Source organism: Modestobacter marinus, assembly GCF_011758655.1.
GTDB lineage: Bacteria > Actinomycetota > Actinomycetes > Mycobacteriales > Geodermatophilaceae > Modestobacter > Modestobacter marinus.
This window is the reverse complement of the sequence record NZ_JAAMPA010000001.1, coordinates 793020-811992: the sequence shown is the minus strand read 5'-3', so window position 1 is coordinate 811992 and position 18973 is coordinate 793020. Positions and strand designations below refer to the sequence as shown.

General features: G+C 76.7%; 15 protein-coding genes and 2 tRNA genes. 13 read left to right on the top strand and 4 right to left on the bottom strand.

What is annotated here, in order from left to right; translation table 11 throughout:
• Positions 1-97: 97 nt before the first annotated feature.
• The 3 genes from FB380_RS03865 to FB380_RS03855 all read left to right on the top strand — a co-directional run bounded on the left by FB380_RS03865 (position 98) and on the right by FB380_RS03855 (position 1579).
• Entirely contained in the window at positions 98-1306 is a 1209-nt protein-coding gene (locus FB380_RS03865) for an MFS transporter (protein WP_166753921.1), read from the top strand.
• Between the two features lie 88 nt (positions 1307-1394).
• A tRNA-Ser gene (locus tag FB380_RS03860) sits at positions 1395-1483 on the top strand.
• A 23-nt stretch (positions 1484-1506) separates the two neighbouring features.
• Positions 1507-1579, top strand: a tRNA-Arg gene (locus FB380_RS03855).
• A 69-nt stretch (positions 1580-1648) separates the two neighbouring features.
• On the opposite strand, the gene FB380_RS03850 is transcribed toward FB380_RS03855, so the two are convergent.
• Positions 1649-2314, bottom strand: a complete 666-nt coding sequence (locus tag FB380_RS03850; protein ID WP_166753920.1) for a biliverdin-producing heme oxygenase — start codon at positions 2312-2314, stop codon at positions 1649-1651.
• Positions 2315-2361: 47 nt separating this feature from the next.
• Positions 2362-2781: a PaaI family thioesterase gene (locus FB380_RS03845; RefSeq protein WP_229681962.1), complete on the bottom strand. Its 420-nt coding sequence runs from the start codon at positions 2779-2781 to the stop codon at positions 2362-2364.
• A 175-nt stretch (positions 2782-2956) separates the two neighbouring features.
• Here FB380_RS03845 and FB380_RS03840 point away from each other — a divergent pair, with 175 nt between their 5' ends.
• Positions 2957-5716 carry a penicillin-binding protein gene (locus FB380_RS03840; RefSeq protein WP_229681961.1) on the top strand — a complete coding sequence of 920 codons (2760 nt, stop codon included), beginning with the start codon at positions 2957-2959 and terminating at the stop codon, positions 5714-5716.
• Between the two features lie 455 nt (positions 5717-6171).
• Here the strand turns inward: FB380_RS03840 and FB380_RS03835 are convergent, their stop codons facing one another.
• Positions 6172-7083: a universal stress protein gene (locus FB380_RS03835; RefSeq protein WP_166753917.1), complete on the bottom strand. Its 912-nt coding sequence runs from the start codon at positions 7081-7083 to the stop codon at positions 6172-6174.
• Between the two features lie 424 nt (positions 7084-7507).
• Positions 7508-8806, bottom strand: a complete 1299-nt coding sequence (locus FB380_RS03830; RefSeq protein WP_166753916.1) for an alpha-hydroxy-acid oxidizing protein — start codon at positions 8804-8806, stop codon at positions 7508-7510.
• Positions 8807-9056: 250 nt separating this feature from the next.
• Between FB380_RS03830 and FB380_RS03825 the strand changes: the two genes are divergently transcribed.
• The 9 genes from FB380_RS03825 (at position 9057) to FB380_RS03785 (ending at position 18916) form a co-directional block, all read left to right on the top strand.
• Positions 9057-10307, top strand: coding sequence for a hypothetical protein (locus FB380_RS03825; RefSeq protein ID WP_166753915.1), 1251 nt, complete (start codon positions 9057-9059; stop codon positions 10305-10307).
• A gap of 59 nt (positions 10308-10366) precedes the next feature.
• Entirely contained in the window at positions 10367-10882 is a 516-nt protein-coding gene (locus FB380_RS03820; protein ID WP_166753914.1) for a MarR family winged helix-turn-helix transcriptional regulator, read from the top strand.
• 202 nt (positions 10883-11084) lie between these two features.
• Positions 11085-12584, top strand: a complete 1500-nt coding sequence (locus tag FB380_RS03815; RefSeq protein ID WP_166753913.1) for an HAD-IIIA family hydrolase — start codon at positions 11085-11087, stop codon at positions 12582-12584.
• Positions 12581-13582 (top strand): glycosyltransferase family 9 protein, encoded by a 1002-nt coding sequence (locus FB380_RS03810; protein WP_188959545.1) that lies wholly within the window; start codon positions 12581-12583, stop codon positions 13580-13582. Before FB380_RS03815 ends, FB380_RS03810 begins: the two co-directional genes overlap by 4 nt.
• Entirely contained in the window at positions 13579-14544 is a 966-nt protein-coding gene (locus FB380_RS03805; RefSeq protein WP_166753912.1) for a glycosyltransferase, read from the top strand. Before FB380_RS03810 ends, FB380_RS03805 begins: the two co-directional genes overlap by 4 nt.
• Positions 14545-14603: 59 nt before the next feature.
• Positions 14604-15812: a glycosyltransferase gene (locus tag FB380_RS03800; protein WP_166753911.1), complete on the top strand. Its 1209-nt coding sequence runs from the start codon at positions 14604-14606 to the stop codon at positions 15810-15812.
• Between the two features lie 26 nt (positions 15813-15838).
• Complete coding sequence (locus tag FB380_RS03795) at positions 15839-16507, top strand: D-sedoheptulose-7-phosphate isomerase (protein WP_166753910.1); 669 nt, start codon at positions 15839-15841, stop codon at positions 16505-16507.
• Positions 16504-17898, top strand: a complete 1395-nt coding sequence (gene rfaE2 / locus FB380_RS25805) for a D-glycero-beta-D-manno-heptose 1-phosphate adenylyltransferase (RefSeq protein WP_166753909.1) — start codon at positions 16504-16506, stop codon at positions 17896-17898. The genes FB380_RS03795 and rfaE2 overlap by 4 nt, the downstream gene beginning before the upstream one ends.
• A 100-nt stretch (positions 17899-17998) precedes the next feature.
• On the top strand, positions 17999-18916 hold the full coding sequence (locus FB380_RS03785) for a glycosyltransferase family 9 protein (protein WP_229681960.1): 918 nt from the start codon (positions 17999-18001) through the stop codon (positions 18914-18916).
• Positions 18917-18973: the final 57 nt, after the last annotated feature.

Below are 18973 nucleotides of genomic sequence, written 5' to 3'. Positions count from 1 at the left end.
CCTACTCGTTGGTCCGTAGCCTCCGGAACCTGTAGGCGGTGAAAAGCAGCTGACCGCCTACACATTCCCCTCTCGCACGTCTCGAAGTGAGCCAGTCATGCGTTCGTACCTCGCCGTGTGGCGGTTGCCGTCCGCCCCGGTGCTCCTGCTCGCCGGGTTCGCCGGGCGACTGCCCTCCTCCATGGTGCCGCTCGCACTGCTGCTCATGGTGCAGGAGCAGACCGGTTCGTACGCGATCGCCGGCGGCGTCTCGGCCACGTACGGCATCGCCACCGCGGCGATGGCCCCGGTGCTGGGCCGGCTGGCCGACCGGCGCAGCCCGCGCCAGGTGCTGTTCGCCCAGTCCGTGGGCTACCCGCTGCTGCTGGCGCTCGTGGCCGCCGCCGTCCTCGGTCGCGCGCCGCTGCCGTGGGTGTTCGCGGCCGCGGCCGCGGTCGGGGCCGCCACCCCGCTGGTCTCCGGCACGGTGCGGGCGCTCTGGTCGCGGGTCGACGTCCGCGTCCGCCCCACGGCCTACGCCCTGGACGCGACCGCCACCGAGCTGGTGTTCGTGGCCGGCCCCACCCTGGTCGCGGCGCTGACCTTCGTCGCCGGCCCCGCGGTCGCCCTCGGTCTGGCCGGTGTGCTCGGCGTCCTCGGCGCGCTAGGGATCGCCACGAGCGCACCGATGCGCGCCTGGCAGCCGGTGGTCAGCGCATCCCGACGGCTGCTGTCGACGGTGACCACGCCGGGCATGCCGCGGGTCCTGCTCAGCGGCACCGCACTGATGTTCGGCGTCGGCGGGCTGGAGGTCGCGGTTCCGGCGTTCGCCGACGACGCGGGGTCTCCCGGCATCTCCGGGCTGTTGCTGGCGGTGTGGGCCCTGGGCTCGGCCGGCGGTGGCCTCTGGTTCGGTGCCCGGGTGGTCAGCGCCTCCCTGCCCCGCCAGTACCGCTGGTGCCTGCTGGGCGTGACGATCGGCCTCGCGCCGCTCGCGGCCATCTCCGACCCGTGGGTGTTGGGCGCACTGCTCTTCCTCGGCGGGACGGCGATCGCCCCGACCCTCACCGTGCAGAGCTCCCTCGTGGGGTCGATCGCACCCGCGTCCGCGGTCACCGAGGCCTTCACCTGGCTGTCGACCGTGACCTTCGGCGCTTCGGCGATCGGTGCCGCGGTCGGCGGTGCGCTGATCGAGACCTCGGCCGGGGTGGCCGGCGCCCTCATGATGGCCACCGGTGCCGCTGCGCTGGCCGTGGCGGTCACGCTGGTGCCCGGACGCCGTCCTGACCTGCCCTCCGCGCCCCAGCGGGCCGCCGTCCCGGCCTGATCGACGGCGGCTCCCGACCCCGGTTGGGAGCCGCCCGCACGCGCTGGTAACCTTTCCCCTCGGTGGTTCCGGGGCAACCCGGTCCCCGGGAGGCTTCGCCTAGTCCGGTCTATGGCGCCGCACTGCTAATGCGGTTTGGGTTAATCCCCATCCCGGGTTCAAATCCCGGAGCCTCCGCGCAACAACTGAACACGCACCACGCGCCCGTAGCTCAACGGATAGAGCATCTGACTACGGATCAGAAGGTTAGGGGTTCGAGTCCCTTCGGGCGCACGTCTGGTTGAGACAGCACCACGGCCCCGCACTCTGGCGAGTGCGGGGCCGCAGTGTTCTCTGGGCGTCTCAGGCCGGGGCGGTCACGCCGTGTCGCGCGCCCAGGTCGGCGAAGACGTCGGCGTTGAGCCGGAAGGCCAGCGACACCTCGGCGATCACCCGGTCCTGCTCCGCGGCACTCCAGGGCGCGGCGTCGAGCGCCGCCCGGTAGGCGTCCTTGAACGGCTTGGGCTTGGGGATCTGGTCGAACACGTAGAACCGCACGCCGTCCTGGTCCAGGCCGAAGGTGCGACTGACCAGCCGGCGGATGATCTGCCCGCCGGACAGGTCGCCGAGGTAGCGCAGGTAGTGGTGGGCCACCAGCCCGGCCGGCCAGTCGAAGGCGACCTCCCGCAGCCGGGCCACGTAGCACTCCGTCGCCGGCAGGAGGACCTGCTCGCGCCGCCACCCCGGGCCGGACAGGAAGGCCAGGTCGGCCTCCAGCGCGGGCAGCCGGACCAGCCCCGGGTGCAGGAACGGGCGCACCTCCGGGGACGCGGCCTGGGCTGCGGCGGCCTCCTCCAGCACCGCGTACACGGCATGTGTCTGGGTGAGCAGGTCGGCGTAGGCGGTGCGGGGGAGCTCCCCGGCGAGCAGTGCGGTGACGAACCCCGAGCCCTCCGCCGCGGTGTGGTCGGCCTGGGTCGCCTCCTTGAGCCGGGCGGCGAACCCGGGTGGGGTGCGGGTGCTGGTCATCGGTGCGGCTCTCCGGTCGTCGTCAGGAGCGTGGGGCTGGGCCGTGCTCATCGGGGGCGCAGCACCGTCTTCGTCACCTGGCCGGCGGCGACGAGCTCCCCGTCGACGCTCGCCTCGGCGCGCAGGAACGCCACCGATCGGCCCAGCCGCAGCAGCGTGCCGGTCAGCCGCAGCTCCGCGCCCGGCTGCACCGCGCGCAGCAGCGAGCTGGTCGCGTCGTGCGTCACCGCGTTCTCTCCCGGGCCCAGGTGGGGGAGCAGGCGGACGTAGGCCGCGACGTCCAGCAGGGCCGCGACCAGTCCACCGTGCAGCACCCCGCCGTTGTTCAACGTCGCGGGTCCGACCGGCAGCACCAGCCCGGCCGCCGGGTCGGCCGGGTCGGCCAGCCGTAGGCCGAGCCAGGCGTGCAACGGGACGTCGAGCACGCCCTGGACCCGTTCGGTCAGCAGCTCCTGCGCAGCGGTCACCCGAGCGACCGTACGTCCCGGCCCGAGCGCGCCGCCGCCCCGTCCGGCAGTGCGGCGAACATGACGATCGCGTTGAGAAGTACCGCCGGCGTGCATGGGCCGGGCGTCCCGGAGCACCGTGGGGAGAACCCACCGTGGCCGGCGGGCAAGAGTCGGCTGCCCGTCGCCGGAAGAGGTGCAGGTCATCGCCGCAGCAGGACGTCGGCCCCGGGAGGGGCAGCCCTGGCTGTTGCCGGCGGCCGAGCCGGCCGCTGCGCGTCCACGGCGTCGCGGCGTCGTCCTGCTCCGCCTGCTCCTCGCCCTCGTGGTCGCCGGCGGGCTGGTCGCCGGGGTCGTCGCGCCCTGGATCGGCGGGGCGAGCGCGCTGGCCCAGCAGGGTGCCGCCCTCGTACGCCCGCTGGAGACCGCCGCCGTCGACACCCGGCTGCCGGGCAACACCCGCGTCCTCGCCGCGGACGGCTCGCTGATCACCGAGTTCTACTCGCGCAACCGGAACCCGCTCACCGGCGAGCAGATCGCACCGGTGATGAAGGACGCGCTGATCGCCATCGAGGACGCCCGGTTCCGCGACCACCCGGGGGTGGACTCCCGCGGGCTGCTGCGCGCGCTGGCGCGCAACATCGCCGCCGGCGAAGTCGCCGAGGGCGGGTCGACGATCACCCAGCAGCTGGTCAAGCAGCTGCGGCTGCAGATGGCCGAGGACGCCGACGGGCGGGCCGCGGCGACGGCGGACACCGTCGGCCGCAAGCTGCGGGAGGCGCAGATCGCCCTGGCGGTGGAGGCGCAGTACAGCAAGGACGAGATCCTCACCCGCTACCTGAACACCGTGTACTTCGGCAACGGCGCCTACGGGGTCGCCGCCGCCGCGCAGCGCTACTTCGGCACCACCGCCGACCAGCTGACCGCCGCCCAGGCCGCGATGCTGGCCGGGCTGGTCCGCAGCCCGGCCTACTACGACCCGGTGACCGCACCCGAGCCGACGAAGCAGCGCCGGGACCTCGTCCTGCGCCGCATGGCCGAGGTCGGCCTGCTCGACCAGGCCGCCGCGGACGCCGCCACGGCCGAGCCGCTGGGCGTCATCGACGGCGGCAGCGCCCCCAACGGGTGCACCGAGGCGACCATCGGCGGCTTCTTCTGCGGGCACCTGCTGAAGGTGCTCACCGAGCAGTACGGCCTGACCACCGAGCAGCTGCAGGCCGGCGGGCTGACCGTGCGGACCACCCTGGACCCGGTCCTGCAGCGGGCCGGGGACGCCGCCGTGGTGCAGACCCTGGCGCTGGACGACCCCCGCGCGGCCGTCTACGTCAACGTCGAGCCCGGTACCGGCCGGGTGCTGGCCATGTCGGTCAACCGCACCTACGGGCTCGACGAGGCCGACCCGACCCAGACCACGGTCGACCTCCCGGCCGCCGCCGGCCAGGGCGCCGGCTCCACCTACAAGGTCTTCACCGCCGCCGCCGCGCTGGAGCAGGGCTTCGGCCTGGACTTCCAGCTGCGGACGCCGGACCCCTACGTCTCCGAGGTCTACCGCGACGGGGACGGCCCCTACGACGTCGAGAACGCCGGCAACTACCCGCGCCGGCTGGACATGGAGCAGGCCCTCTACCGCTCCTCCAACACCTACTTCCTCGCCCTGGAGGACGCGCTGGGCAGCGTCGAGGCGCCGGTCCGGGTGGCCCAGCGGCTCGGGCTGGCCAGCCTCGACCCGATCGCCGACCAGGTCATCGCGGAGAACCGGGGCTCGTTCACCTTCGGCGCCGAGCCGACCAGCCCGCTGGCCCTGGCCAACGCCTACGCCACCCTCGCCGCTCGCGGCACGCACTGCGAGCCCCGGCTGGTCGAGGCCATCGTCGACCGGGCCGGCGAGCCGCTGGCCGGCCCGGACGGCCAGCCACTGGTCGGCGGCCCGCAGTGCACGCCCGAGGTGATCGCGCCGGGCATCGCCGACACGCTCACCCACGCCCTCCGCAAGGACGTCGAGCCCGGTTTCCCCGGGCAGACCGGTCGCCGGGCGTACGTCCCCGGCCACCAGATCGCCGGTAAGACGGGCACCAGCCAGGGCAACTACTCGGTCACCTTCGTCGGCTACACGCCGCAGTTGGCGGCCAGCGTCATGGTCTACGACCCGGTCCGCAACCAGGACGTCGGCGGGTTCGGTGGCGGCAAGGCGGCCACCATCTGGCACGACGCGATGGCGCCGGTGCTCACCAGCCGGCCGGTCGCGGCCTTCCCGCCGCCGGACCCCCAGTACCTGCGCAGCGAGCGCGCCACCGTGCCGGGCGGGTGCGTCGGCGCCTGGGCGGACTGGTGCCGTGGGCTGCTGGCCGAGCGTGGCTTCCAGGTCGTCCGCCAGGTGGTGGACGGCGCCCGGCCCGCCGGCCGGGTGGTCGGGCTGTCCCCGTCGGGTGGGCGATCCGTCCCGCCGGGTGGCCAGGTGACGATCCTGGTCAGCAACGGGGCCGACTACGCGCCCCCGCCGCCGGTGCGCCGGCCCGCGCCCCAGCCTGAGCCGGCACCGCAGCCGGCTCCCGAGCCGCGTCCGGAACCGACGCCGGAGCCCAGCCCGGTGCTGGCCCCGGAGCCCGCCCCTGCTCCCGAGCCCGCCCCGGAGCCGACGCCTGTGCCGGAGCCGACGCCGTCTCCCACGCCCGATCCGTCTCCCACGCCCGATCCGTCTCCCACGCCCGATCCAACTCCGGTGCCCGACCCGACTCCGGTGGCCGACCCGACGCCGACGCCGTCGCCCGAGCCGACCCCGGAGCCGACCCCCGAGCCGGGTCCTGCCCCGACTCCCGCGCCAGAACCCCAGCCCGACCCGGCGCCGGTACCTGAGCCAACCCCCGCCCCGGCCCCGGAGCCCGCCCCGGAGCCGGGGCCCGCGCCCGCGCCGCAGCCGACTCCGGACGCGGCGCCGGAGCCGGTCCCGGCTCCCTGAACCCGCCCCTGAGCCGGGGCCCGCGCCCGCGCCGACTCCGGACGCTGCGCCGGAGCCGGTCCCGGCTCCCTGAGCCCGCCCCTGAGTCGGGGCCCGCGCCCGCGCCGCAGCCGACTCCGGATGCCGGAGCCGGTCCCGGCTCCCTGAGCCCGCTCCCGAGCCGGAGGCTGCACCCGCGCCGCAGCCGACCCCGGTGCTGCGCCGGAGCCCATCTCGGCTCACTCAGTCCGCTGTAGGACACGGACCTGGGTGCGAGGTGGCAGGGGCTCGAGCGGCAACGCCGCGTCGGAGTCGGCGGACCGGTAGGAGTCGATCGACCGCACGGGGGAGAGGCTGAGGGGCGGGGGGCCGGTGCTGACGGTCTGGCCGCGTTGGTCGGTCTCTCCAGCAGTGGAGAGCCACTCGTTGCCGGCTCCCCCGCCCGAACCAACTGTGACTCAGGCCACAGCCATCGGTCAAGTCGACGGCGGCGCGCCGCCCTCACCGCGCGGCACCACCAGCACCGGGACGGTCGCGGCCCGCAGGATCTTCGTCGCCGTCGAGCCGAGGAAGACCCGCCCCTCCGGGCCGAGCCGTGACGACCCGAGCACCAGTACGTCCCCGGGCAGCCAGGGCACCGCGGCCACCGCCCCCGCCCAGCCGGCGCCGCGGCCCTGCACGGTCTCCGGGGCCGGCCACGGGCCGGACCAGTCCGCCACGACGTCGTCCAGGGAGCCCTGCACCTGGCCGGCCCACTCCTCGCTGACCACGTGCTCCAGCGGCAGGCCGGTCTCGGACGGCAGCAGGGCGGCGCGCTCGGGCACGAACGTCGCCAGCCGGATCGGCACTCCCCAGCGCCCGGCGAGTGCTCGGGTGGCCGACAGCGCGTCGGAGGAGCGGGCCGCGTCCGCCCAGGTGCAGGTCAGCCCGGTGGGCTCCGCCGGCGCCGACCACGCCCGCGGAGCCAGCGCCAGGGGCACCGGCGAGCTGTGCAGCAGCGGCTCGGCGACCGAGCCGGGCGCGAACCGGCCCGCCGGCGCCTCGGTCGCGGCGCCGAGCACGATCAGCCGCGCCCCGTACCGGTGGGCGGACTCGACCAGACCGGCGGGCACCGAGGACGCCGGGACGACGGCGGCGCGGACGTCCTCGACCCCGGCCCTCCGCAGTGCGGTGAGCGCCTCCGCGTGGCGGGTGGCGGTCAGTGCGGCCCGCCACTGCCGGTACTCGCGGTCGAGCCGCGAGGCCGTCGCCTGCGGTGGGTCGAGCGGCACGACCGTCGTCACGACGACTGGGGAGCCCTCCGCGCCGGCCAGCCCGGCGGCCAGCCGGAGCGCGCCGTCGTCCCCGCCACTGTGCTCGGCGGCCTCCAGGCCCAGCAGGACGGTCATCGGGTCAGCACCGTCCGGTGGCGGTGCCGGGGGCTCGCCCGCCGGGGTGCCGGCGCCGGTCGCCGGCACCCACGGCCCGCAGCTGGCACCTCGTCCGGATGACGTCGGGGTCGGGCACGACGGGCGTCTCCGGTGGTCGAGGGGATACGGGCCAGTGTGCCCGCCAGCACAAGGACGTGCACCGCGGCGGGAGAGGCGCGGGTCGCAGCGACGGTGGAGCCTCGGCGGGGTGGATGACCTGGCTCGGCGACCGGGTGCGGTGGGCCGCGCGGTGTCGATCCCGCCGCGGCAGCGGCCGCGCTCGACCCTGCATCCAGCGCCATCAACGCCGGCTGGCCAAGAGTTCAACCGGCGGTGCTCGTGCTCTGACTGCACTGGTGCACCAGAGCTCTAGCGTCCACAGTCCGACCTCCCGGCCCGGTGGTCAGGGGCGGCGGCGCAGGACCTCGCGGGAGAGCTGGTCCACCGCGGTGTGCCCGGTCAGCCCGAGCGTGAGGTCGAACTCGCCCAGCACGTCCTCGACCACCTGGCGGACGCCGTCCTCGCCGGCCACCCCCAGGCCCCAGGCGTACGGCCGGCCCAGCAGCACCGCCCGGGCGCCCAGCGCGACGGCCACCAGCACGTCGGCACCGCTGCGCACCCCGCTGTCGAACAGCACCGGCACCCGGTCGGCGACCGCGTCCACGACGTCGGGCAGGGCGTCCAGGGCGGCGATCGACCGGTCGACCTGCCGCCCGCCGTGCGTGCTGACCACCAGCCCGTCGACGCCCTCGTCGACCGCCCGCCGCGCGTCGTCCGGGTGCAGCACGCCCTTGAGCACGATCGGCAGCCGGGTCCGCTCGCGCAGCCAGGCGAGGTCGGCCCAGGTGATCGAGGGCCGGGAGTAGATGCCGAGGAAGACCTCCACGGCCGCGCGGGGGAGGGGTGACCGCAGCGCCTCGCGCATCGGCATGCCGGTGGCGCGCGACCACGCCCGCGACATGCCCACCAGCGCGCGGACGGCGGCGGCGTTCGGCCGCGGCTGGGGGTCCCGCGGTGTACCGGCCGCTGCGGCCCGCTCCTCGACGAGGCGGCGGAACACCGGGTCGGAGGTGTACTGGGCGATCCCCTTGCCCAGCGCGAACGGCAGGTGCCCGAGGTCGAGGTCCCGGGGGCGCCAGCCGAGCATCGTGGTGTCCAGGGTGACGACGACGGCGTCGCAGCCGGCGGCCTCCGCGCGACCCAGCAGGCTCTCGACCAGCTCGTCGGAGGTCGACCAGTACAGCTGCATCCACCGCGGGCTGTCGCCCATCGCGGCCGCGGTGGTCTCCATCGGCACCGACGCCTGGTTGGAGAAGACCATCGGCACCCCGACCGCCGCGGCGGCGCGGGCGACGGCGAGGTCACCCTCGGGGTGCACCAGCTCCAGCGCGCCCACCGGCCCGAGCAGCACCGGGGCCGGGAGCCGCCGTCCGAACAGCTCCACGGAGGTGTCCCGGCGGCTGACGTCGCGCAGCACGCGCGGGACGACGGACCAGTGGTCGAACGCCGTCCGGTCGGCCCGCTGGGTGGCCTCGTCGCCGGCGCCGCCGGCGACGTAGCCGTAGGCCCGGGCGTCCAGCCGGCGCTTGGCCTCCCGCGCCAGCGCCCGATACACGGTGGGCACCCGGGGGTGCCGGCCGTAGACCCCCGCCCGGTAGACCACGTCCTGCCGCCGCCGCCCGGTCCCTGCCGCTGAGGTCATCCGGTCACCGTAGTGACCTGCGTCTCGCACCCCGGACCGGCGTCGACCGGCGGGACCGGGATCGGGGCGCGGGCCGGCCGGGCGGTCGGTCCGACACGCCAGCTGCGACACGCCTGTGGGACGGAAGTGACGGGAGTGGCGAGCTCGCGGCGGATCCGGACCACCGGGCATGGTGGAGGGAGTTCCTGGGCAGGACGACGGTGCGCCGCGCAGCAGTCGTCCGTCGAGCGCCGGAGAACGGGGGACCGCAGTGCCGCTGACGTGTTCGTCCGCCCGCCCGGTGCGGCCCGCCGCCCGGACCGTCGGCCTCGCCCTCGGCGCCGTCCTGGCCGCCGGGGTGGTCACGGCCGGTCCCGCCGCCGCCCTCGAGGACCCCCGCCGGCCGACCGGGACCGTCACCCACGGCCCCAGCTGCGGTCCGGCCGTCGTCCGGGTCCAGGTCACCAACGGCACCGAGCCGCACCGGGTCGCCCTGGTCTTCGACGGGGTCGAGGAGCAGGACGCCGCCGACCTCCTCCCCGGTGAGCAGGTGGAGCTGACCAGCGGGGACGTCGACTGGGGCGTCACCGTCGACGTGTCGGTCACGGTCGCGGACCCGGACGGCACGACGGAGCCGCCGCTGGAGTTCCGGACCTACACGCGGCCCAGCGAGGAGGACTGCGCGGCGGTCGCGCCGCCCACCACGGAGCCCCCCGCGCCGACCTCGGCACCGACGCCGGATCCCGAGCCGTCGGGGTCCCCGGTCCCGTCGACCCCCGCACCGGACCCGACGCCGACTGCTCCGCCGTCGCCGACGGCCACGCCGACGCCCTCCGCGCCGTCCAGCCCCCCGCCGTCACCCGAGGGGCCCAGCACCTCGCCGCCGCCCAGCACGCCGACCCCCACGACGGCCGGCCCCACGCCGTCCAGCCCGTCCGGGCCGCGGTCGAGCGGCCCGGGTGGCACAGGGACGCGCGCGCCGTCCCCCACCCGCACGGAACCCCCGGGCACGGGCTCCACCGACACCACGGGCACGGACCCCACCGGCACCGAGCCCACCCGCACCCAGCCCACCCGCACCCAGCCCACCTCCGAGCCCAGCGCCCCGTCCCTCCCCGCCGACCCCGGTACAGCGGCGCCGGCGGCGATCGTGTCGCCGGGCGGGGTGGTGACCGTGCGGGCCAGCGGCTTCGACCCGGGCGAGACGGTCGACGTCCGCATGGCGGGCGGCACCGAGCTGCTCGGCACCGTCACCGCGGCGGCCGACGGCAGCGTCGAGGCGGTCGTCCAGATCCCGCGCGGCACCGCGCTGGGTGCGGCCACGCTGGAGCTCGTCGGCGGGGAGTCCGCGGCGACGGCCGAGGTCGGCCTCCGGGTGGCCGCTCGCGCCGCCGCGGCGACCGAGCAGACCGGCTCCCCGGCGGTGCTCGCCGCCGGCCTGGTCCTGCTCACCGCGGCGGGGTCTCTCGGGCTGGTGGGCGTGCGCCGGGCGCGCAGCGGGCACCCGGGGGGTCGACGCTGAGCGGGCAGCACGGCGGACGGCACCGGGACGAGCAGTACGAAGGAGACGTGGACCCAGCGATGGACCAGCCCAGGGACCAGCTGCACGACGGCGCACCACCCCGAGGCGTGCCCCGGGACGTGCGGGGGCTGGCGGCCGCGGGGCCGAGTGCCCCGGAGACCTGGCTGCGGATCGTCCAGGTGCACGACCGGATCACCCGGCGGGTCGACTCGGCGCTGCACCGGCAGCACGGGCTGTCCCTCACCGGCTTCGAGGTGCTGCGCCGGGTGGCCGAGTCCCCCCAGGAGCACGCCTCGATGGGCGACCTCGCCGATGCCGTCGGCCTCTCCCGTCCGGGGATCACCAGCACCGTCAACCGGCTCGTCGACGACGGACTGGTCACCCGCGAGCGACTGGACGGCGACCGGCGGCTGCTGCACGCCCGGCTGACCGACACCGGCCGGGAGCGGGTCCGGGCGGCGACGTCCACCCACGACGACCTGGTGGCGCACCTGCTCACGATGCTCGGGGACGACGCCGCCGTGGTCACCGACGCGCTCGCCCGGGTGTCCTCCGCCACCCGCCGCCCCCGCTGACGGCAGGGACCGGCACCGCCCGTCCCTGCCCCGGTCGACCCGGGCGCGGGAGGGTCGAGCCGTGTGCGCACCCGGCTCGACCCCGCCCGGTGCGGGTCGTCCCGCACGGTGCGGGACCCTCGTCCGGGTGACAGAGAGCCAACGGCCGGGAAACTTAAAGCCCGTAGTGTTTCGGGAACGATCTTCCGGGCACGATCGGGGCATGAAGGGTGTCCTGCGCAACTGCACGGTCGTCGTGCCGACGATCGGTCGGCCGTCGCTGGACGTGCTCCTCGACGCCCTGGCCGGCGCCCCCGGTCCGCGGCCGGCCCAGATCGTGCTGGTCGACGACCGGCCCACCGGGGAGCCACTGCGCCCGGAGCGCCCCGGCCTGCCGCCGGTCCGGGTCGTGCGCACCGGGGGCGGTGGTCCGGCGGTGGCCCGCAACCTGGGGTGGCGCACCGCGCGCACCGAGTGGATCGCCTTCCTCGACGACGACGTCGTCCCCGACCCCGACTGGTACGACCGGCTCGCCGAGGACCTCGCCGCCCTGCCCGCCGACGTGGCCGGCACCCAGGGCCGGGTCCGCGTGCCGCTGCCCGCCGACCGCCGGCCCACCGACTGGGAGCGCGGCACCGCGGGGCTGGCCACGAGCAGCTGGATCACCGCCGACCTGGCCTACCGCCGGTCCGCGCTCGCCGCGGTCGGCGGCTTCGACGAGCGCTTCCCCCGGGCCTTCCGCGAGGACTCCGACCTCGCCCTGCGGGTCATGGACACCGGCTCGACGCTGACCCGCGGCGAGCGGTGGATCACCCACCCCGTCCGGCCGACCGACCGCTGGGTGTCCGCCCGGGTGCAGGCCGGCAACGCCGACGACGTCCTCATGCGCCGGCTGCACGGGCCGACCTGGCGCGAGCGCGCCGACGCCGCCGTCGGCCGCCGCCCCCGCCACCTCGCCGTCTCCGGTGCGGCCCTGGCGGCGCTCGGCCTGGCCGCTGTGGGACGGCCCCGGGCCGCGGCGCTCGCGGCCCTGGGCTGGGCCGCCGGCACCGCCGAGTTCGCCTGGGCGCGGATCGCCCCCGGCCCGCGGGACCGCGCCGAGGTCACCACCATGCTCGCCACCAGCGCGCTCATCCCGCCGCTGGCCAGCTGGCACTTCCTGCGCGGCGCCGTGCAGCACCGCACCGTGACGCCGTGGCGCGGCCTGCCCGACCTGGTCCTCTTCGACCGCGACGGCACGCTGGTGCACGACGTGCCCTACAACGGCGACCCGGCGCAGGTCCGGCCGGTCGACGGCGCCCGTGAGGCGCTGGACGCGCTCCGGGCGCGCGGCGTGCGGATCGGCCTGGTGACCAACCAGTCCGGCGTGGGCCGTGGCCTCATCACCCGGGCGCAGGCCGACGCGGTCAACGCGCGCGTCGCCGAGCTGCTCGGCCCCTTCGACACCGTGCAGGTCTGCCCGCACGCCCCCGAGGACGGCTGCGACTGCCGCAAGCCGGCCCCCGGCATGGTGAAGGCGGCCTGCGCCGAGCTCGACGTCGACCCCGGCCGCGTCGTCGTCATCGGGGACATCGGTGCCGACGTCGGAGCCGCCACCGCGGCCGGCGCGGCGTCGATCCTGGTGCCGACGACGGTCACCCGCCCCGCCGAGGTCACCGCCGCGGCACACCGGGCGCCCACCCTGGTCGAGGCGGTCGAGGACGTGCTGGCGGGCGCCTGGTGACCCGCACGGTCCTGGTCGCCCGGCTGGACAACGCCGGTGACGTGCTGCTGCAGGGGCCGCTGGTGCGGGCCGTGGCCGCCGGCGCCGACCGGGTCGTCTTCCTGGCCAGCCCGCAGGGCACGGCGGCCGCCGAGCTGCTGCCCGGCGTCGACGACGTGCTGACCTGGCACTGCCCGTGGATCGACGGCTCGCCGCAGCCGGTGGACGCCGACGACCTCGCCGCGCTGGTCGACCGGGTGCGGGCGCTGGGCGTCGACGAGGCGGTGGTCAGCACCAGCTTCCACCAGTCGCCGCTGCCGCTGGCGCTGCTGCTGCGCACCGCCGGGGTGGGGCGGATCTCGGCCATCAGCGTCGACTACCCCGGCTCGCTGCTCGACGTCCGGCACCGGGTGGACGACGACCTCCCCGAGCCGGAGCGGGCCCTCTCGCTGGCCCGCGCCGCCGGCTTCGAGCTGCCCGCCGGGGACGACGGCCTGCTCGCCGTGCGCCGTCCGCTGCCGGCCACCGGCCAGGCGCCGGGCTACGTCGTCCTGCACCCCGGGGCCTCCGTGCCGGCGCGCGCCTGGCCGGCCGGGCACTGCGCCGGGGCGGTCGAGGCGCTCACCGACGCCGGCTGGCGGGTGCTGGTCACCGGCGGGCCGGGGGAGCGGGCGCTGACCGCGGCCATCGCCGGCACCCGCGGGACCGACCTGGGCGGCGCCACGACGCTGGCCGAGATGGCCGCGCTGCTCGACGGTGCGGCCGCCGTCGTCGTCGGCAACACCGGCCCGGCGCACCTGGCCGCCGCCGTCGGCACCCCCGTCGTCTCCCTCTTCTCCCCGGTCGTCCCGGCCGTCCGGTGGGCGCCCTACGGCGTGCCCACCGTGCTGCTGGGCGACCAGTCCGCCCCCTGCCGCGACACCCGGGCCCGTGAGTGCCCGGTGCCGGGGCACCCCTGCCTCTCGTCGGTGAGCCCAGCCGACGTCGTTGCCGCCGTCGACAAGGTGGTCGCCTCATGAAGGTCCTGCTCTGGCACGTGCACGGCTCCTGGACGACGTCGTTCGTCCAGGGCACCCACGACTACCTGCTCCCGGTGACCCCGGACCGGGGCCCCGACGGGCTGGGCCGCGCCCGCACCTGGGAGTGGCCGGCGTCGGCCCGCGAGGTCACGCCCGAGCAGCTGCGGGAGGACCAGCCCGACGTCGTCGTGCTGCAGCGCACCCGTGACCTGGAGCTGGTCCGGGAGTGGCTGGGCCGCGAGCCCGGCCGCGACCTCCCGGCCGTCTTCCTCGAGCACAACGCCCCGGACGGGGCGGTGCCGAACACCCGGCACCCGCTGGCCGACCAGTCGGCGATCCCGATCGCCCACGTCACCTTCTTCAACCAGCTGTTCTACGACAACGGCTCGGCGCCCACGACCGTCATCGAGCACGGCATCGTCGACCCGGGCGAGCGCTACACCGGCGAGCTGGCCCGGGCCGGGGTGGTGGTCAACGAGCCCGTGCGCCGGGGCCGGTACACCGGCGGCGACCTGCTGCCGCTGCTGTCCGCCGCCGCGCCGCTGGACGTGTTCGGGATGGGCCTGACCGGGCTGTACGAGCGCTACGGGCTCGACCCCGACCGGGTCGGCCTGCACGACGACCCGCCGCAGGCCGCGATGCACGACGAGCTCGCCCGCCGCCGGGTCTACGTGCACCCGGTGCGCTGGACGTCGCTGGGGCTGTCGCTGCTGGAGGCCATGCACCTGGGCATGCCGGTCGTCGGGCTGGCCACCACCGAGGCCGTGGAGGCGGTGCCGGCCGAGGCCGGGGTGCTCTCCACCCGGCCCGAACGGCTGGCCGAGGCGGTCCGGGACTTCGTGCACGACCCGGACGCCGCCCGGCTGGCCGGCAAGGCCGCCCGCGCCGCCGCGCTGGAGCGGTACGGCCTGGACCGGTTCCTCGCCGACTGGGACGCGCTGCTGACGGAGGTGACCCGATGAGCACCCCCGCACCCGGCTCACCCCGCCCGGTCGGTGGCGTCCCACGAGGAGGTGATCCGATGCGGATCGACCTGGTCAGCGAGCACGCCTCGCCGCTGGCCGCCATCGGTGGCGTCGACGCCGGCGGGCAGAACGTGCACGTGGCCGCGCTCGCCGCCGGCCTGGCCCAGCGCGGCCACCACGTCACGGTGCACACCCGCCGGGACGACGCCGCGCTGCCGGACCGGGTGACCACGGCCCACGGCTACGACGTCGCGCACGTCGCCGCCGGTCCCGCCCGGGTCGTGCCCAAGGACGAGCTGCTCCAGCACATGGCGACCTTCGCCGACGTGCTGCGCGCCGAGTGGTCGCAGACCCGGCCCGACGTCGTGCACGCCCACTTCTGGATGAGCGGGCTGGCCTCGGTGCAGGCCGCGGCCGGCCTCGACATCCCGGTGCTGCAGACCTTCCACGCCCTCGGGTCGGTCAAGCGCCGGCACCAGGGCGACGCCGACACCTCCCCGGAGCAGCGGATCGACCTGGAACGCGGCCTGTGCCGCGACGTCGACCACGTGGTCGCCACCTGCAGCGACGAGGTGTTCGAGCTGCGCCGGCTCGAGCTGCCCAGCGACCGGGTGTCGATCGTGCCGTGCGGCGTGGACACCGACGAGTTCACCCCGGACGGGCCGGTCGCCCCGCGCTCGGGCCGCCCCCGGCTGCTTGTGCTGGGCCGGCTGGTCGAGCGCAAGGGCCAGGAGGACGCCGTCCGGGCGCTGGCCGCCGTCCCCGACGCCGAGCTGGTCGTCGTGGGCGGCCCGCCGACGGACGAGCTGGACACCGACCCGGAGGTCGGCCGGCTGCGGGCCGTCGCCGCCGAGCTGGGGGTCGCCGACCGGCTGGTCTTCACCGGCGCCGTCTCCCGGGCCGACGTCCCGGGCTGGATCCGATCGGCCGACGTCGTCCTGGCCGTGCCCTGGTACGAGCCGTTCGGGATCACCCCGCTGGAGGCGATGGCGTGCGGCCGGCCGGTCGTGGCCACCGCCGTCGGCGGGCTGGTCGACACCGTCGCCGACGGCGTGACCGGCGAGCTCGTCCCGCCGCGCGACCCCGCTGCCCTCGGGCGGACGCTGGCCGCGCTGCTCGTCGACGACGAACGGCGGAGCACCTACGGCGCCGCCGGCGTCGCCCGGGCCCGGACCCGCTACCGCTGGTCCCGCGTCGTCGCCGACACCGACGCCGTCTACCGGCAGGTGCTCTCCGCCCGCAGCCCCGTGGAGGCCGCCCGATGAACCCCCTCGCTGGAGGAAGGACCGTCATGAGCACCGCCCCGTCCTCGGACCTCGAGGTCGTCTCGCCCGACACCTGCACCCACCTCACCGGGCACGACCACGTCGCCTCGCTGAGCGCCGCGCTCCGCGGGCTCACCGAGCAGGTCGAGACGCTGGACCGCTGGGGCCGGCTGCTCGCCGACGTGCTGACCGGGCCGTCCCGCGGCCGGCTGCTGGCCGCCGGCAACGGCGGCAGCGCCGCCCAGGCGCAGCACCTCACCGCCGAGCTGGTGGGCCGCTACCGCGCCGACCGCCCGCCGTTCTCCGCGATCTGCCTGACCGCCGAGACCTCCTCGCTCACGGCCATCGCCAACGACTACCCGGCCGACGAGCTGTTCGCCCGGCAGGTCGAGGCGCACGGCCGGGACGGCGACGTGCTGGTGCTGCTGTCGACCAGCGGCCGCAGCCCCAACGCGGTCGCCGCCGCCCGCCGGGCCCGCGAGTGCGGGATCACCGTGCTGGCGATGACCGGGCCGGCGCCCAACCCGCTGGCCGCCGTCGCCGACGAGACGGTCGCCATCGACTCCCCGTGGACGGCGACGGTGCAGGAGTGCCACCTCGTCGCGCTGCACCTGCTGTGCGCCGCGTTCGACGCCGCCGTGCTCGCCGACTCACCCCGCATCTCGACCAGCAACCACGTCGAGGTGGTCCAGTGACCCGCGCGGCCGCCCGGCCGATCGTCGTGGTCGGGGACGCCCTGCTGGACGTCGACCTGGTCGGGACCGCCTCCCGCCTGACCCCGGACGCGCCGGTGCCGGTGGTGGAGGACGTCGACACCCGCGAACGCCCGGGCGGGGCCGCGCTGGCCGCGGTGCTGGCCGCGCGGTCCGCCGGCGGCCGGGAGGTCGTGCTGGTCACCCCGCTCGCCGACGACGAGGGCGCCGCCCGGCTGCGCGCCCTGCTGGACGGACGGGTCCGGCTGATCGAGATCCCGGCCAGCAGCACCACCCCGGTCAAGCAGCGGATCCGGGTCGGCGACCACTCCGTCGCCCGGCTGGACAGCGGGGGAGCGGTCTCGACCTTCGGGGAGCTGCCGGCCGCCGCCGCCGAGGCGATCCGGGGCGCGGCCGCCGTCCTCGTCGCCGACTACGGCCGCGGGACGACGTCGGCCCCCGACGTGCGCGCCGCGCTCACCGCCGCCTCGGGCCCGGTGGTCTGGGACCCGCACCCCCGCGGTGCGGACCCCGTGCCCTCGGCGCGGCTGGTGACCCCCAACGGTGCCGAGGCCGCCCGGGTCGCCGAGCTCGACGCGACCGGCGACGGCCTGGCCGCCGTCGGTGCCCGCGCGCAGGCGCTCATCGCGCACTGGGGGGTGGGGGCCGTCGCCATCACCCTCGGTGCCCGCGGCGCGCTGCTCTCCTACGGCGAGGGCGCCCCCATGGTCGTGCCCGCCACGCCGGTCACCGGCGGCGACCCGTGCGGCGCCGGTGACTCCTTCGCCGCCGCGGTCACCGTGGCGCTCGCCGGGGGTGCGGTCACCGGCGAGGCGGTGACCTCCGCGGTCGCCGCGGCCGGGGCGTTCGTCGCCCGCGGCGGGGCCACCGCCTGGGACGCGGAGCCGGCCGTCGCGGCGGCCGGCGTTGACGCCCCCGACCCGGCGTCCCGGCTCACCGCGCTGCTGGGGCGGGTGCGCGCGGCCGGTGGCACGGTCGTGGCCACCGGCGGCTGCTTCGACCTGCTGCACGCCGGCCACGTAGCCACCCTCCGGGCCGCCCGCGGTCTCGGGGACTGCCTGGTCGTCTGCATCAACTCCGATGCCTCGGTGAGCCGGCTCAAGGGCCCGTCCCGCCCGCTGGTCACCGCCGCGGACCGGGCGCGCGTGCTGGAGGCCCTGGAGTTCGTGGACGCCGTCGTCGTGTTCGACGAGGACACCCCGACCCAGGTGCTGGAGCGCGTGCGGCCGGACGTGTGGGCCAAGGGCGGCGACTACGCCGGCGCGGACCTCCCCGAGGCCGCGGTGCTGCAGACGTGGGGCGGGCAGGCCGTCGTCCTGCCGTACCTGGACGGCCACTCGACCACCGCCCTGGTCGAGCGCTCCCGGGTGTGAACGACCGAGCCAGGGCAGAAATGGCCATTTCTGCCCCTGTCGACTCGTGAGGTCGCCGTCGCGGCCCGCAGAAATGGCCATTTCTGCGGACGGCAGGCCGGTGGCTGTCGTGCTGCGGCCGCTGGGGCTCGGTGACCTGCTCACCGGGGTGCCGGCGATCCGCGGCATCCGGGCCGCTGTGCCCGGGCACCGGCTCGTGCTGGCCACCACCCGGGCGCTGGAGCCGCTGGCCGCGCTGATCGACGCCGTCGACGAGGTGCTGCCCGCCGTCGAGCTGGAACCGCTGGACTGGGCCGGCCCGCCCCCGGAGCTCGCCGTCGACCTGCACGGCAAGGGCCCGGCCTCGCACGTCGTCGTGGCGGATCTGCACCCGCAGCGGCTGCTCACCTTCGACAGCCCCGGCTACCCCGGGCCGACCTGGCACCCCGACGAGCACGAGGTGCACCGCTGGTGCCGGCTGGTCTCCGAGGGGCTGGGCGTCGACTGCGACCCGGACGCCCTCGACCTCGCCGTGCCGGACGTCGAGCCGCCCGTCCGCGACGTCGCGGTGGTGCACCCCGGCGCCGCGTTCCCCGGCCGGCGCTGGCCGGCCGAGCGGTTCGCCGCCGTCGCCCGGCACCTGGACGCGGCCGGGCTGGAGGTGGTGGTCACCGGTGGCCCGGCCGAGCGCGAGCTGGCCCTGGCGGTGGCCACCCAGGCCGGGCTGGGCCCGGAGGCGGTGCTGGCCGGCCGGACGACGTCCCTGGAGCTGGCCGCGGTGGTCGCCGCCGCCCGGGTCGTGGTCTGCGGCGACACCGGGGTGGCCCACCTGGCGACCGCCTACCGCCGGCCGTCCGTGGTGCTCTTCGGCCCGGTGTCCCCGGCGCTGTGGGGGCCGCCGCCCCGACCGCAGCACGTCGTCCGCTGGCACGGGGACGGCACCGGCGACCCGTGGGGGACGACGCTGGACCCGGCGCTGGCCCGGGTCACCGTCGCCGAGGTCACCGAGGCCCTCGACGACCTCCTCGCCCGCACCTGACCCCGGCCCCACGCGGAGCCCTTCGGCCCCTCCGCAGGGACCCCGCAGGGGGACCTT